At 58.5% G+C, this 15,491-nt stretch carries 15 protein-coding genes and 1 tRNA gene; 5 read left to right on the forward strand and 11 right to left on the reverse strand.

What is annotated here, in order from left to right:
* Positions 1-42: 42 nt before the first annotated feature.
* The 3 genes from BW974_RS04730 (at position 43) to BW974_RS04740 (ending at position 2,419) form a co-directional block, all read left to right on the forward strand.
* Complete coding sequence (locus BW974_RS04730) at positions 43-822, forward strand: pantoate kinase (protein WP_076428475.1); 780 nt, start codon at positions 43-45, stop codon at positions 820-822.
* A 73-nt stretch (positions 823-895) separates the two neighbouring features.
* A complete protein-coding gene (locus tag BW974_RS04735) occupies positions 896-1,531 on the forward strand; it encodes a TIGR00266 family protein (protein ID WP_217694302.1) in 636 nt (211 codons plus the stop codon).
* A gap of 54 nt (positions 1,532-1,585) precedes the next feature.
* The gene (locus BW974_RS04740; protein ID WP_076428477.1) at positions 1,586-2,419 is read left to right on the forward strand and encodes a cytochrome c oxidase subunit 3; all 834 of its coding nucleotides are present in this window, start codon (positions 1,586-1,588) and stop codon (positions 2,417-2,419) included.
* A gap of 9 nt (positions 2,420-2,428) precedes the next feature.
* Here the strand turns inward: BW974_RS04740 and BW974_RS04745 are convergent, their stop codons facing one another.
* Together BW974_RS04745 and BW974_RS04750 are read right to left on the reverse strand one after the other, a co-directional pair.
* On the reverse strand, positions 2,429-2,989 hold the full coding sequence (locus BW974_RS04745; RefSeq protein WP_076428478.1) for a DUF7979 domain-containing protein: 561 nt from the start codon (positions 2,987-2,989) through the stop codon (positions 2,429-2,431).
* The gene (locus tag BW974_RS04750; protein WP_175609674.1) at positions 2,986-5,259 is read right to left on the reverse strand and encodes a DUF6789 family protein; all 2,274 of its coding nucleotides are present in this window, start codon (positions 5,257-5,259) and stop codon (positions 2,986-2,988) included. Before BW974_RS04750 ends, BW974_RS04745 begins: the two co-directional genes overlap by 4 nt.
* 199 nt (positions 5,260-5,458) lie before the next feature.
* Between BW974_RS04750 and coxB the strand changes: the two genes are divergently transcribed.
* Positions 5,459-6,202: a cytochrome c oxidase subunit II gene (coxB, locus tag BW974_RS04755; RefSeq protein ID WP_076428480.1), complete on the forward strand. Its 744-nt coding sequence runs from the start codon at positions 5,459-5,461 to the stop codon at positions 6,200-6,202.
* 6 nt (positions 6,203-6,208) lie between these two features.
* On the opposite strand, the gene BW974_RS04760 is transcribed toward coxB, so the two are convergent.
* The 5 genes from BW974_RS04760 to BW974_RS04775 form a co-directional block, all read right to left on the reverse strand.
* Positions 6,209-6,571 (reverse strand): hypothetical protein, encoded by a 363-nt coding sequence (locus tag BW974_RS04760; protein ID WP_245799897.1) that lies wholly within the window; start codon positions 6,569-6,571, stop codon positions 6,209-6,211.
* A 249-nt stretch (positions 6,572-6,820) separates the two neighbouring features.
* On the reverse strand, positions 6,821-7,543 hold the full coding sequence (locus BW974_RS04765) for a DUF2270 domain-containing protein (RefSeq protein WP_076428482.1): 723 nt from the start codon (positions 7,541-7,543) through the stop codon (positions 6,821-6,823).
* Between the two features lie 163 nt (positions 7,544-7,706).
* The gene (locus BW974_RS24560) at positions 7,707-7,937 is read right to left on the reverse strand and encodes a hypothetical protein (protein ID WP_139328816.1); all 231 of its coding nucleotides are present in this window, start codon (positions 7,935-7,937) and stop codon (positions 7,707-7,709) included.
* Positions 7,938-8,227: 290 nt separating this feature from the next.
* A tRNA-Thr gene (locus BW974_RS04770) sits at positions 8,228-8,302 on the reverse strand.
* 91 nt (positions 8,303-8,393) lie between these two features.
* Positions 8,394-9,374, reverse strand: a complete 981-nt coding sequence (locus BW974_RS04775) for a class I SAM-dependent methyltransferase (RefSeq protein ID WP_076428484.1) — start codon at positions 9,372-9,374, stop codon at positions 8,394-8,396.
* Between the two features lie 81 nt (positions 9,375-9,455).
* On the opposite strand from BW974_RS04775, the gene dph5 reads away from it, so the two are divergent.
* Positions 9,456-10,262 carry a diphthine synthase gene (gene dph5, locus BW974_RS04780; RefSeq protein WP_076428486.1) on the forward strand — a complete coding sequence of 269 codons (807 nt, stop codon included), beginning with the start codon at positions 9,456-9,458 and terminating at the stop codon, positions 10,260-10,262.
* Between the two features lie 188 nt (positions 10,263-10,450).
* On the opposite strand, the gene BW974_RS04785 is transcribed toward dph5, so the two are convergent.
* The 4 genes from BW974_RS04785 to BW974_RS04800 all read right to left on the reverse strand — a co-directional run bounded on the left by BW974_RS04785 (position 10,451) and on the right by BW974_RS04800 (position 15,435).
* A complete protein-coding gene (locus tag BW974_RS04785; protein ID WP_076428488.1) occupies positions 10,451-12,451 on the reverse strand; it encodes a BGTF surface domain-containing protein in 2,001 nt (666 codons plus the stop codon).
* 496 nt (positions 12,452-12,947) lie between these two features.
* Positions 12,948-13,706: a VOC family protein gene (locus BW974_RS04790; RefSeq protein WP_076430238.1), complete on the reverse strand. Its 759-nt coding sequence runs from the start codon at positions 13,704-13,706 to the stop codon at positions 12,948-12,950.
* Positions 13,707-13,881: 175 nt separating this feature from the next.
* Entirely contained in the window at positions 13,882-14,199 is a 318-nt protein-coding gene (locus BW974_RS04795; RefSeq protein WP_245799898.1) for a TIGR04206 family protein, read from the reverse strand.
* Between the two features lie 126 nt (positions 14,200-14,325).
* The gene (locus BW974_RS04800; protein ID WP_076428490.1) at positions 14,326-15,435 is read right to left on the reverse strand and encodes an OBG GTPase family GTP-binding protein; all 1,110 of its coding nucleotides are present in this window, start codon (positions 15,433-15,435) and stop codon (positions 14,326-14,328) included.
* Between the last annotated feature and the right edge of the window lie 56 nt (positions 15,436-15,491).

Below are 15,491 nucleotides of genomic sequence, written 5' to 3' on the forward strand. Positions count from 1 at the left end.
GCAGTCAGCGGATTGAAGACGGACTTTTGCGTTCTTGTTTCCATGAAAGCGTTCGCACCGGGAAGTGTGACGGCGGTGTTCGCACCGACCGAATCGGGCGACGAATCGAGGGGCGCGAGCATGGCAATCGAGGACGGTATCGTCGCCAACGTGCAAACCGCCGGGGAAACCGAAATCGTGCTCGACGGCGAGGCAACCGATTTCGAACCGGTCGAGGGCGTCCTCGCCGAACTCGGTGTTTCGGCGCGGGTCGAACTCGACGCTGCGATTCCCATCGGTTGTGGGTTCGGCGCGAGCGGCGCGGCGACGCTCGCAACCGCGATTTCCGCGAACGAAGTTTTCGAACTGGGTCATTCTCAGGACAAACTGGTCGGGTTTTCGCACGTCGCAGAGGTCGAAGCGGGCACCGGACTCGGCGACGTGTTCATTCAGTCAGCAGGGGGCCTGTTGATGGACGGTGGGTCGGGACGAAAACGGTGGGAACCGACCGACGCCGTGGAGTACGTTTCTTTCGGCGGCATGTCCACGAGCGACGCCCTCGGCGACGAGGAGCTCATGGCCCGCGTCCGAACCGTCGGCGGACGAACCCTGCGCTCGTTTCCCGATGAACCGTCGCTGGAGCGAGTGATTCGGGATTCGTGGGCGTTCGCCCGCGAACTCGAACTGCCGACGGGTCGGGTCGAAGCAGCGGTTCGCGAAGTAGAATCGGAAGGTGGCGTGGCGAGCATGGCGATGCTCGGCGAAACCGTGTTCGCCGTCGGCGTCGATGATATCTTTCCCAACAGAACAAATGTATCTCACCACGGTTCACAGCTTCTATAGAGACATACCTTCAAATATCTTAACGACAGTTAGTATCAACTATGGAGTACGAAATCACCAACGGGCCGAGCCGGTGCTTACAGTCGAACTCGACACGGACGAATACGTCGAAGCGAAAACCGGTGCGATGGTGAGCAGAAGTGCGACCATGGCCGCAGACACGGAAATCGCAGGTGGAGAGGGAATCACGGGAATGCTCTCGCGAGCCATCAGCGACGAACAGGAAATGGTTACGAACACGTTCATGGCGGAGGCAAACGGCGCACACGTCACTCTCGCGCCGGATACGCCAGGCGACATCGTCCCCATCGACCTCGCCGAAACCGGGCGCATCAAGGCCCAGTCCGGGTCTGCGCTGGCGTGGTCACCGGAAGTCGAACACGAAACCGCACTCAACAACGCGCGGAACTTCTTCTCGTCCAGTGAGTTGACCGTTCTCGCACTGGATGGTGATGGTATCGCCTTCCTCTCGTCTTACGGGTCGATTTACAGTGTGAATATCAGCGACGACGACCCACTCATCGTTGACGAAGACCACCTCGTCGCGTGGACGGACGGACTCGACCTCACGCGGGAACGCGACGGCGGCATCAAATCCTCGTTTTTGGGCGGAGAAGGCCGAGTAACGCGATTCTCCGGCGAGGGAACCGCGTGGATACAGACCCGCGACCCACTCGTGTTCATGAACGGCCTTTCGAACGAGAACTGAACCCCATCGACTGCCATCGGTTTTTTGCTGTTCGGTAGCCTGTGTCTATCAGTCATGACCGATTCGGCGACCAGCGGTGCGACCGCGGACACTGATGCCCACGAATCCCATCACGAACGCAGTCAGTGGCCGGTCGTCTCGGCAATCGGGGCGGGCCTGCTGTACGCCGGAGTCGCACTTTTCCTGTTGGGGCGCGCGACGGATGTCATCCCCGCGATTGTCGGCGCTATCGCCGGGGTCGTCGGTTTCGGTGCGTTCGTCGCCGGACTCGTCGGATGGCTCAATCAGGCGTATCTGGCGGGCTACTGGCGAAACCAAGCGAGCGCCCGAAAACGCCGGGCGTACCGGGCGACCATGATTCTGTTTCTGGTGACGGACGTGGCGACGTTCGCCGCGGGGTTCACTTACTACGTTTTCGTCCGCATCGGCGGGTGGCCGCAGGACCTCCCCGACGTGTTGACGTCGCTGGTGCTCGTCAACACTGTCTTGCTCGTCCTGAGCAGTTTCACGCTCCACTTTTCACACGCGGCGCTCGAAAACGACCGCCGAAATCGGTTTCTCGCGCTGTTGGGCGTGACGATTCTCCTCGGCGTCGCGTTCGTCGCGGGGCAGGTTCTGGAATACTACGAGTTCGTCGTCGGCGAAGGATTCACGCTCACGTCCGGGATTTTCGGGAGCGCCTTTTACGGCCTCACCGGACTCCACGGCCTGCACGTGACGCTCGGCGTGATTCTGCTCGGAATCGTCTTCTGGCGGGCCAGACGCGGCCAGTACGATTCCGACCGGGATACGTCGATTACGACGGTTTCGTACTACTGGCACTTCGTCGATGTCGTCTGGTTGATTCTCGTCCTCATGCTGTACGTCGGGGCCGAAATAACGGTGTGAGTCCGAAAACTATCGAGACATCCGTCCAGCCCGTTCCTCGCGTTCGAGCAATTTTCGGTAGAGCGGCGGCGTCAGGATTCCGAGAATCCCGAGTAGGATGGAGACGACGCCCAATGGGAACAAAAGCGGGTCAACCGAGAGACACGAATTTGTCGACGAAATCGTCGCGTACCGCACGGTTCCGTCGGACGTGACGAGGACACCGCGTTGGAAGGCATCACGATGCACGAACTGGCCTCGCACGTCGGCAACGCCTCTGGGACTTCGGACGGCCTCCTCGAACGCCCGTCGTTCCGCCGGAGTCAGTTCCTCTACGGCGAATCTATCGAGGGTTGGCGTCTCCGGATTTCCCACGTACTGCCCGCTTTCTGCGGGGGAATAGACGATGATTGTCGGGTTGCTACACAACCCCAGTTCGGACTGTGCGACCGCGTACCCACCGAGGACGCCGCCCGCGATTCCGACTGCGACGAGGAGGGTTCCCAAGAAGGGCGCGCCGTAGGTCAGGACGAGCGAACCGATCGTTCGGTCGTCCGGCACGGGACTGGAGTATCGCTCGTCCCCACTCATCCTTTGACCTGCCAGCGCGAGGTGAGGTATTCGAACGTGACTGCCAACCCGAACCCGTAGAACCAGTGGGCGATGAGGACGAACACGACGTAGGCAAGCAGTTGCAAGTCCGTCTGTCCCGTGTAGAACGCGAGTGCGAAACCAACCGAGATGATGGTCGCGTAGGCCAGTCCGGTGATGATTCGCGGCCGTCCCGGCAGGTATTCGGCGAAGACGGCGAACAGGAGCGCCCAAGTCGTCATCCCCCCAGCGAGAAAGAGGAGATACCCGACGGCGGCACCTCGCAGGCCGACGAGTCCCGCCAGTTCGGAAAACGACGCGAGGTCGAATACGCCCAAAATCGTCGCCGTGAACAGCACACCGGACATGAGCATCGTTCCGACTAATCCGCCGGTTCCGGCCGCGAGAGCAACGCGCGGAATCGTACTCAACAGTGGTTCGACGGTTCGGAGAACAGTCGGACTTCCCTCGCCGGGAACGGTGGTCGAAGACGGGCGCGTCGTTTCGGGTTCCGTGGGTTCGATGCCGTACTTCTCTTCCAACCGCCGTTCGAACCACTGCCACTCGCGGGTGAACTGCTGTGTTCGCTTCAGTCCCCACACGTCGGCGGTTTGAACCGGGGTTCCGCTCCAGAACGACCAGAGCATGTTGTAGAGCCACAACAGGACGCTCAGGCCGATGAGAAACGCGCCGACGGTTGCGATTCGCTGGAACGAGGCGAACTCGGGCGGATAGAACGCGAGACGGCGCGGCAAGGTTAACAGCCCCATAAGAATCAATGAACCGAAGGTCAGTACGGAGCCGAACACCAGCAGGATGGACTGAAACAGCGCGAGTTGGCGATCGTACAGCCGTCCGGTCAAAATTGGATACCAGTAGTAGCTCGCCGCAATCATCATGAACGGGATGATGCCCATGACGATGAAGTGGAAATGGCCGACGACGTAGTAGGTGCCGTGGTAGAGGATGTCCACGGGAATCGTCGCGAGGAAGACTCCCGTCACCCCGCCGACGACGAAGGTCCCGATACTGCTGATACAGAGCACCATCGGGGCGGTCAGCCTGACGTTGCCCGACCAAATCGTCGTTATCCAGTTGAAGACTTTGATGGCACTCGGCACTGCGATGGCGATGGAAACCGCCATAAAACTCGCGCGGATTCGCGGGTCGATGCCGGTGGTGAACATGTGATGTGCCCAGACACCGAACGAGAGGATGCCGATTGCGAGCGTCGAGTAGACGACGAATGTGAAGCCGAATAGCTTTCGCCCGGCGAATTTCGGGAGGATGAAGCTCATCAGTCCCGCCGCGGGGAGGAAGATGATGTACACCTCTGGATGGCCGAAAAACCAGAACAGATGCTGCCAGAGTATCGGGTCGCCACCCTCTGGGATGAAGAACGTCGTCCCGAAGTTACGGTCGAGCAGGAGCATGATGAGCGCACTCCCGAGAAGCGGAAACGCGAACAGAATGAGGCCGCTCGTCGTGAGGATGTTCCAGACGAAGATGTCCAAGTTTTCCCACCCGACGTTTTCACCGCGTTCGTAGGCGATGGTGACGATGAAGTTGATTGCCCCGAGGGTTGTTGCGATGCCCGAGAGATGCAAGCCGAGGATGAGGAAGTTCACCTGCGGATTCGGCGACTGTATCGAAAGCGGAGTGTAGAGCGTCCACCCCAGTTCGGGTTCTCGGAGCGTCCAGAAGAACTGAAAGAGGTCGCCGCGGATATTGAGGAGGTTGAGAAACTGCCCGACGACCTGCGCGGGAAGTCCCCCCCGAGCGAGAAAGAGGGAAGGCGGAAGAAGCCAAAAGCCGATGGCGTTGAGGCGCGGAAACGCCATGTCGTCGGCGTCGATGAGGAGCGGGACGAAGTAGTTCCCGATGCCGAAAAATACTGGTGTCACGAAGAAAAACAGCATCGTGATGCCGTGGGACGTAAAAAGCGCGTTGTAGGTTTCCGTAGACCAGATGTCCGCGTTCGGCGTGAGCAGTTCGGTGCGCATCATCATCGCGTCCGTCCCGCCCCACAGCGCCGCGAAGGTTCCGAACAGGATGTACAGTATCCCGATTTCTCGGTGGTTCGTCGTGGTCGTCCAGTGGACGACGGTTCGTTTGAGCGTCTCCAAATCCACGTCAAACTCGCGCCGTGACCGATAGCCGCCGTCCGGTTTCGTAGCCCGTTTTTTCGAGAGCCAGAAAACGAACCAGCAGGCACAGAGTATCGACCCGAGGATGGTCAGTTCGACCACTGCTCGATTCACGGCTGGCATCCTCCAGTTGTCGATAGCGTCCTCCAGCGATGCGTTCGGCACGCTTCGCTCCCCACTTCTCCCCACCCTTCGTGCATGCGTACATACTCGCGTCGGGAGCCAACACGATAAAGCCGCAGGCCGAACTGAATGACTAACACTCTGACACGTAACTCAGCGTGCGATAAACTATATCCGGCCGTCAGTTGACTCCGGTACAATGCGACTTCGTCGCGGGGGGATGGTCGCCTGTCTTCTCTGTACGGTTGTAATCGCCGCCATCGAACCAGCGGCAGCGCAGTCCGTCAACAAACGGCTCATCGACCAGTTGAACTTCCAGCTCATCTACGTGGCGCTCCCGCTGACGCTGTTCGTCGAAGTCATTCTCATCTACGCCGTCGTTCGATTCCGGAACAACGACGACCCGCTACCGACCGCGGAAGACCCGGCCCTCGAAATCACGTGGACGATTGCGACCGCTATCATTCTCCTGTTCGTCGGTTTTGCGGCGTACACGGTTCTCACGAGTCCGTACATTACGCCGAATCAACCCGGCGACCAAGTGAACCAGATGGCCGCAAACGGGACGAACAATTCGTCCGCGCCGGACGCGGTGATTGTGGAAGGACTCGCCTATCAGTGGGGGTGGCAGTTCGAGTATCAAAATTCGAACCGAACCACGCAGGACGAACTCGTGATTCCGGCGAACAGCGAAGTGTACGTTCGGATGACATCCGCGGATGTCATCCACTCGCTGTTCGTGCCCGAACTCGGCGTCAAACAGGACGTGTTCCCCAGTCGAACGACGGTTGTCCACACACGCGTCTACGAACCCGGAACGTATCGCGGCTACTGCACCGAGTTCTGCGGCGCGGGCCACGCACGAATGAGGACCACCGTCAGGGTACTTCCACAGGACGAGTATCAGCAGTGGCTTCGGGGGAACGCAACCGCGGAAAAGTAAATTTGGTTAGTTGCCGTTCGAGAGTTCGACGTTCTCCAGCGTGAGTCCGACTTCTTCGATGGTAATCTCGATTCGGCAAATCTCGTATGTTTCTCCGTTTATCGACAGCGTCAGTCCCTCGATAGTCGTCGTGGACTCCGCTACGGTGTAACTCCGGTCTTCGATGGTCGTATCCGGCAGCCCCGGCCCAGAGAGGGTGGTGTCGGAGACGGTTATCGTCGCGTCTTGAATGGTTATCTCCTGACTGCCGATTTCGTGGACGCCGTCGCTCGCGGCCTGTCCGTCCGCGAGTGCCACGCTCGTCCCGCCAGCGAGGAGGAGGACGCCAATCAGTATGCTTGCGGTGAGTTGTCGGGGTGTAAGTCGCATTTTGCATCTCTCTTATTCGCTGGAACGGGGAAAAACAGCGGAGATAGTTGACGGTGGTTCGTCTCGATTGAGCGCCGTTCATTCCGTACACGAAACTGATATAGAATCTCGTAAATTCCGTTGGAATTGTTCTTCTACGCTCTGATGCGGTTTCAACTTTCGTAAAAATAGATGGCCGATTGCGTTAGTTGTCGAACTGTTCCCCTTCGTCGTAGGGCAGGCCAGACGGATAGTAGGCACTGCCTATACTCACTCTGCTTTTTTCCTTTCTTTCCAGTCTCCCGGCTCTTCTCCGTGAAACTCCCCTTTGGCTTCCCGTTTTCGCGGCCAAAACGTGACGAGTATCAGTGCAAGGTAAAACGCACCCACGATTCCAACGATGATTTCACCCGAGACACCCGGAACCGCCGCGGTTTCGCGCCACGGTTCGTTCGGTACGAAGAGGGTTATCCGGAACAACCACGCGACGGCCAACAGCACGTAAAGCGGGAAGTACACCCGCTTGAGTCGGCGCGAAAGCGCCTCCCGATACGAAACCTTGAGCATCGGTTTTCGGAGGTCTTCGCCCAGTTCTTCGCGCCACTCGCCGAGCGTCGCGCCGACCGGATTCAGCGCGTTCGCGTAGACGTTTTCCTCGACCAGACGGACGCGCGCCCGAATCGCGTCGTATGACCGATAGCGGCGCACGTCGAACAACAGAAACATCGAGAGGGCGACCATCCCGATGGGGATGAGATACGGCGGCACGTCGCTACTTTGGAATCCGAGCGCCAGCACGGCGGTGACGACGGCAATCGCCCAATCGACGGTCAGGTCGAGTCGGTCTAAATACCGCCCCGACTGCGACAGCGCACCGCGGTAGAAATGCGGCATCAGGGTCAGAAACTCCTCGCGGTTTTCCGCCGCGTCACCGGCAACCTCCCGTGCATCCTGTTTCGTCGGGTCGAACCCATCCTCACCCTCGTTGGCCATCGGTGAAAATAGCCGCTCAGCGTGGTTAACAGTGCGTTTCAGATACAGGTGGACAGAAAGCGGACCAAACTACAGACTGCGTAGTTGCAGGGATGTGGGCGAACAATCACGGCCGCGTTCGTCTCGGTGTGGCCGCGGCAATGTTCGTATCAGTGCGGCGTGGTCAGAGGTATCGCTGATACTCACAGCCAGTGCAGTGGAGTCGGTCTTCAGTCCGGAGGATTACGCCGTGCCCACAACTGACGCAGATTCCTTCGAACCCATCGAAATCGACTTTCCTCGTTCTGGACTCTCGACGCAGTTGTTCGTAGGTAGAGAGTTCTTCACGGTGCTGTTCGATTTCCTGCCGAAGGGTTTCTATCTCCTCGGCTAACCGACTGCGTCGCTTCCCCATCAGTGGCCCTTCCATCGAAATCACCTACAGTGTAGGTAGGGGATGGAACTATTTAGAGTGGCCGTAGCAGTTCATTACTTCACAGTAATAATCGTTGACGGTCTTTTGGTGTTGGAAACGAGTGAGGTATATGAATTCTCGGTGAACACTGCGTAGCGCGTGCTCGACAATCGAGTAATGAAAAAGAGCCGGTGGAGGGGATTGTGAACCACGGTCGTTCCGCTTCGCTCCACTCCCTGGTTCAAATCCCTCCACGCGAGGCTCTACACCTCACTTCGTCCGGTAGAAAGAGCCGGTGGAGGGATTTGAACCCTCGGCCTATTCCTTACGAAGGAATCGCTCTAGCCAGTCTGAGCTACACCGGCACGCTATGTCTTGCGACATTCAAATGTAGACACCACGGAGTGCATAAGGGTTGCGAAATGCCTGCGGGCGTTCGAGTTAATCCATCACGAACTACCGCGTTAATCGCACGTCCAGACAGACGTTTAGTTCGTGGGGCGCATACGACCGGACTTCCCGGCGGGTTTCGACCGTCACATCGTACTCGGGTTCCGCCGCCGCGCGGATTGCTTTCTCGCCCGGCCCGAACGGGTCGTCTTCGTGCTGAATATCGTAGTAGTGGATAACGCAGTCGTCGCCCGCGAGGGCAACCGCGGTGTCGAGGAACTCGCCCGCGCTGTGGGGCAGGTTCATCACGAGACGGTCGGCCCAGTTTTCGTACTCCGAAACCGTCTCCCGAACGTCCCCGGCAATCGCCGTTACTCGGTCTTCGACGCCGTTTCGGCGGGCGTTTTCCCGGAGGTAGTCGATTGCTACGTCGTTCACGTCGGTGCCGACGACCTGCGCGCCGCGCTTTGCGAACGGGATGACGAACGGGCCGACGCCCGCGAACATGTCGAACGCTTGTTCGTCGGGGGTGACCTGCTCGGCCACGCGGTGGCGCTCGGTTGCGAGACGGGGGGAGAAGTACACCCGCGCGACGTCGAGTGAGAACTCACAGCCGTATTCGCGGTGAACGGTTTCGGTCTGCTCGCCCACGAGTACGTCCCAGTCGCGCACGCGGGTTTCGCCCTTGACTTTCGATGCACGGTTGAGCACGGTTTTGACGGGGAGTTCGGACGCCACGATTGCATCTGCGATTTCACGCGCTCTCGCTGGGTCGTCCTCGTCAACGAGCACGATGTCCCCGAGTCGTTCGTAGCTCGGGTCGAATCCGAGGATGTCGGCTGGCGTGTCCGGTGTCTCGCGGGTCGGTACGTCGTGTTCGACGACCTCGAAGCCGTTCGGAACTTCGCCGGGGGCGGAAACGGGAACGTAGAGCCACCCGCCTTCGACGACGATTTCGAGGTCGTCCGGAATCAGATCGGACTCTGCGAGTTCGCGGCGCGTCGTCTCACCGCGTTCTCGTTCGACGCGCACGCAGGGCGCTTTCATACCTATCCGTTGCCCCAAGCCAGCGTTAACGCTGACGCTTCGGGTCGCGTCGTTTAAGCGTCCGACCTCCCAAAGTCGGCTATGCTCACCTTTATCGGCCTCGGCCTGTACGACGAGCGTTCAATCACCGTCGAAGGCCGCGACGCAATCGCCGACGCGGACGACCTGTTCGCCGAGTTCTACACCAGCAAACTCATCGGCGCGGACGTCGCCGACCTCGAAGCGTTCCACGAAAAGGAAATCAGCGTCAGAGACCGTGCCGGTGTCGAACAAGACCCCGAGGAAATTCTCTCCGCTGCGGAATCCGGACACTCCGTGTTTCTCACGGCTGGCGACACCATGATTTCGACCACGCACGTCGACCTCCGACTGCGCGCCGAAGACCGAGGAATCGACACCAGAGTCATCCACGCCCCAACCGCGGAATCCGCCGCGAGCGGCCTCACTGGCCTTCAAAACTATCGCTTCGGCAAGGCCACGACGCTTCCGTTCGATTACGCCCACGGCGCGGACGGCCTCCCCGCCAGCGTGACGAACGTACTGGACGACAACCGCGAACGCGGCCTCCACACGCTCGTCTACCTCGACATCAAAGTCGGCTGGAATCCGTCTGGCAAAGGAGACGCTGACGCCGAGGACGAGTACATGACCGCCGACGTCGCCGCGGAAATGCTCGCTGACGGCTACGACGACGTGCTTGCAGTGGTCGTCGCGCGCGCTGGAAGTCCCGACCCGCTGGTCGAAGCCGACCGACTGTCGGAGCTCGCAAAACGTGACTTCGGCGACCCGCTCCACCTCCTCGTCGTGCCGGGCGACTTGCACCACATCGAAGCGGACGCCCTCGAATCGTTGGCGGGTGCGCCGAGCGACCTGCTGACCGTCGAGTAGTTGGTTTTTGAATTTTGTAGAATAGCGTCGTGGTGACGAATCGGTTTTACAAAATCGTGGTTCCCGCCGAACTGCCGTTTTTGCGCGGGACAGTTACGAGGTTCAGTATCGTTGAATAGCGCTGTCGCTCACCGGTTGAGCGCGCGAAAGAAGGAATTAGTTATTCGAAGTCGGACTGCGTGTCCGATTTAGTTCTCTCGGCGGAGCGCGAGGAGCGCTGCGGCGAGGAGTGCGACAACCGAGATTGCGACACCGAAGCCAGGCTGACCATCGTCGTTGGACGTGGTTTCCGTGTCTTCGGTCGTTTCCGTCGTTTCGGTCGTTTCCGTTGGCTCTTCGGTCGTTTCCGTTGGCTCTTCGGTCGTTTCCGTTGGCTCTTCAGTCGTCGTAGTCGTCGTAGTCGTCGTGGTGGTGGTCGTCGTTGGTTCCTCTTCGCCGCCAGCGTTCTGGTTCAGGACACCGTCAACGGAGACCGACTCTGCGCCAGCAGCGGATGCGGTGGCGCTGAATTCAGTTCCGTTGTCGTATTCACTGAAGTCGAACATGCTCGAGAAGGAACCGTCCTCCGAGACCGTAATGTCCTGGTTCTTGAAGAAGATTCCCGAGGAACGAGCCTGGACGTTCACCGACGTACCGGGTGCGAGGTTGGTCGTACCCGCGATGGTCTGGTTGTCCGAGTTCGCAACCGAGACGTCGTTGCCTTCGTTCAGGTCGAGAGTTGGTTCTTCGACGGTGAACGTGGTCGAGACGGACTGCTTCTCATCGGGCGAGACTGCGTACTCTTCGTCAACGGTGAAGGTAGCCGTCCAGTCACCCATGAGGTCTTCCTCGCCGATCTCAAGGTTGTCGGTTTCGATGATGAGGTAGAGCGACTGGTTTGCACCATCGTCCATGATTTTGACACCGTCATCGGTGGTGTCGAACGAGTCTGCTGCCGTGTTCGGTTCTGGTTCGTCCTCTTCGACGGTCATCGAAAGACCGTCAACGCTGGACAGGTCGTTTGCACCCGTGAGAGCGCCGTAGATACCCGAAGTATCCTTGACCTGAACAACGACTTTGTCACCGTATGCGACGTTGCTTCGCTGGGTGATAAGCTCCGTCAGCTCGGACGGGGATTCTGCACCTTCGTCAGGCGAAACCCACGTCTGTGCGCTACCGGTGTTGCGCGGTTCGACGGAAAGTGAACTGACGTCGTCCGGGTTTTCACTGTTCGTGTACGTTTCCAGCTCGTAGACTATGTCACCAGACGTGACTGCGAGCGGTTCGCTGAGATTGTTCGTATTCCACGTTGCCGAGACGTCATCGTCGCTCTCGTCGCCTGCGTAGATGACATTGTCTGCATTGCTGTCTGTCGTCTCGTACGTGTTCAGCCAGAAGGTGACTTCGCCGTCGTCGTCGTTGTCGGTAACGTCAACGGACATGTTGAAGTTTGCTTCGTCGCTACCGACGATGGCCGTTGCCGAGTCAGTGTTCTCGAGGTTCACCGTAACAGGGACGATGTCACCGCGTGGGACATTGTAAACACTGCTGTCGAAGCTGGAGGAAGCAGAGCCGCCCTCTTCGACGGTGATCTCGAACGTCTGGGACGCCGACGTGTCGTCAACACTGACGGTCACGTTGTACGTGCCAGGCGAGAGGTCGTATTCGCTGAAGTCTGCGGTAAGTTCGTGTTTACCGTCGCTTTCCTCGTGCATTCCCGAATCCGAGTCGATAACTTCATTTTCATCATCGGTGATATCTTCCGAGTAGACGCTGACGTTGAAGTCTTCACGGTTCGAGTCATCGATAGAGAAGGTGACCGTTTGGTCATCGCTGTCGTCCATGATGGTCGTTGAGTCGGCGCTCACGTCGAACGATTGCTCAACAACCTGGAAGTGGAAGTCCGTACCGGCGCCACTGAGGTTGTAGAAGCCGGGTTCCAGACCAGCGGTGCTGATGTTAATCAGACCGGATGAACCGGTACTGTAGCTGTCTTCGAATCCATCTTCACCATCTTTACCCTTGTTGAGGGTAACTTCATCGTTTGTGTCTGCACTAACCTGTCCAACTTGGCCCTGATACACGACGTTACCATTTTCGATGGTTCTGTCGTGTTCGTCTGCCACAGCCGTTCCCGCGAACGCGGTTGCGCCGGCGAAGACCGACATAACCATAAGCGCGGTGAGGAACAGGCTGCGAACTTTTGTCATATTTCCTGTCATGATTTCTCGTTAGTTGTTTCTTAGTCGGCGACAGTTCTTTTCCCACGACCACTTTCGTGTTTTGTCCAACCCGGAACTGCACCGGGATGAACGCGGTACTCCATCTGCCACCATGGGTAGGGGGTACAGGAAGAACGTAAGCCCGTTGTTATATATGCTTTGTGGTCTGGAATGCGTCGTTGTCCGCTCTTCCGCCGGAATTTACGGAGTATAGGTTTAGATGGGGATTCGAGGGAAGGTTAATGAAATTGAACTGAACCGAGTTAGATTGACAGTTTCACTCGGAATAGGGGGATATTAACGAACAGATTCACAGTTCCAGTCTTTAAGTAGTAGTGAGGAACCAAACCAAATGAAGACATGACTCGAAACCGATTATGAATGTAGAAAGTCATTGAAACAGAGCTGATAGATAGGTCTTTTTCGTGAATTCTGCGGTAAAAATTGCCGGTTTAAATCGACTCCGAGAAATCGTTGTTTTCGCTCAGTTGCGCTCGATAACTTCGATTTCGTGGCCGTCTTGGTCTTTGGTGAAGGCGTAGCGGTCGTCACAGGACTCGGGGTCGCGGTACTCCTCTGCCCCGCGCTCCATCAGCGTCTCCCATCCGTCGTGGAGGTCGTCCGCGCGCACGGCGAGGTGCCCCCACGCGTCGCCCAGCTCGTAGCTTCGCCCGTCGTAGTTGTAGGTGAGTTCGACCGCCATCGTCTCCTCGGCGGCGTCCTCGGGTTTCATGAAGTAGTTGGCGAAGGAATCCGACTCCCAGCGACCGGTGTGTTCGTACTCGAACTTGCGCGTCCAGAAGCCGAGCGCTTCGTCAGCGTCCTCTACGCGAATCATGGTGTGGTCGATGCTCCAGCGCGCGCCGTGGTCGCGCTGGACGATTTCGATTTCGTGTCCGTCGGGGTCTTTCACGAACGCGTAGCGTCCGCCACATGAATCGGGGTCGCGATAATCCTCGACCCCAGCGTCCATCAATTCCTCGTAGGCGTCGTACACGTCTTCGACGCGGACTGCGATGTGGCCCCACGCGTCACCCAGCTCGTAGCTTCGGCCGTCGTGGTTGTAGGTGATTTCTAGGAGGGCACCGTCGTCGTGAACGTCCTCCGGGCCGAGGTAGACGTTGGTGAACGTGTCGGCCTCCCATCGACCCTTCTCCTCGTAATCGAGGTGTTCGCCGTACCAGTCGAGCGTTTCGTCCAAATCCGCTACCCGCATCATGACGTGGTCGATTGTCCCGTTCATACGTGAGAAACCACCCTCTCGGGGGCGAAAAGCGTACCGCTCGCGGAAGTTCCGCTCGATTCTCATGATGAATGTTATGGCCACCTTGTCCAATTCGTATTTTTTGTTTTTCACGCGTGCGTGCGCGAGAGCGCGCATTGGACTAATCATTCGCTATCGATTACCGAACTATCTGCTACCTACTCAGCGCACCGCGCAGGTCGGGCCAGTGGAACCACCACACGACGGCGAACAGTGCAATTGGGCCGAGTGGAACGACCAATCCGCCATACGCGACGAATCGGAAGACGAAGTTCAGCTGGGTCACGCCCGCCAGCACGAGGAGTCCGCCGGTCACTCGCCGATCTTCGAACCGGCCCGAAAACGCACTCACCAGCGCGAGCAGATAGAAGAGCACGCTCAGCGGCCACGCGAGAAGTTGCGGCGGTAATCCGGCGGTCAGGACGAACAGATACTCCGGAAGCGTCGTGACGTGTAGTGACGCCGGGTTCACTAATCCCCACGGAAAAATCAGCGTCGTCCCGCTCGGCGCCGAGAATCACCCACGGGAGCGCGAACAACGCAAGAATCACGAGGCGTCGATGTGTGATGTAACCGGAGAAAGAACGCGACAGAAGCCTCACTTCCGGAGAATCATCCGGAGCACGTCCTCGTCGGCGAGTTCGTGCTCTTTTCCGACCTGCTGTTCGTCGTGCTTCGCACTCGGGCCGCTGACGCGCGCAAATCGGAACCGTTCGCGCATGTCGCCGCCGAGTCTGTCGAACGAGTCTTCGATGGTACTTCCCTGAGGAAGAACGAGCGGTTCGTCGTAATCCACGCCGCGACCCGGTTTATCCATGTAGATTCGCATCAAGCCGAGTTCCTTCCAGATTTTTTCGCGCAGCGCGTCCAGTCCTTTCTCCTTTTCCGCGCTGATGAACACCGCTTCGTCGGGGTCAATGTCGTGGTCGCGCAGGTCGTCGTTGACTTTCTCGGCGTAGTCGGGTTCGATGAGGTCGACCTTGTTCACCGTCACCATCGACGGAATGTACTCGCGGTTGTCCATGATGCCGTCGAGCAGGCGGTCGATGTCCATCTTTTCTCGGAGCGTCACGTTCGCGTTCACGTACCCTCGCTCGCGGAGAATCTCTTTGATGACGTTCTCGGAGAGGTCTTGGTCAACGCTGGACGTGACTCTGATGCCGCCGCGCCCTTTCTTCGCAATCGAAATACTCGGTGGGGTAGAATCCAGCCGAATCTTGTTCTCGTACAACTCCTTGCTGAGCCGTTCGTACTGGTCGATTTCGAAGACGGAGAGGACGAACACCACGAGATCTGCTGCGCGGACGACGGAGAGGACTTCCTGTCCGCCACCGCGACCGTGGGCCGCGCCTTCGATGAGTCCCGGCACGTCGAGCAGTTGGATGTTCGCCCCGTTGTACTGCAACATGCCCGGATTCACGTTCAGCGTCGTGAACTCGTATGCACCGACTTCGCTCTCTGCGGCGGTGAGCGAGTTCAACAAAGTCGATTTACCGACGCTCGGGAATCCGACGAAGGCAACCGTCGCGTCGCCCGTTTTCTCGACTGCGTAGCCTTCGCCACCGCCAGCGGAGGACTGGTTTTCCAACTTTTCCTTTTTCTCCGCGAGCTTTGCCTTCAGCCGTCCGATGTGCGACTCGGTGGACTTGTTGTACGGCGTGTTGGTTATCTCCTCGCGGAGTGCTTCGATTTCCTCCTCCAGTCCCATTAGAAACACGTCAGCCGTGATTGCCGAAAAACTTGTTCCTTCGCGTCAACGGAATT

It is taken from the genome of Haladaptatus litoreus (genome assembly GCF_900156425.1).
GTDB lineage: Archaea > Halobacteriota > Halobacteria > Halobacteriales > Haladaptataceae > Haladaptatus > Haladaptatus litoreus.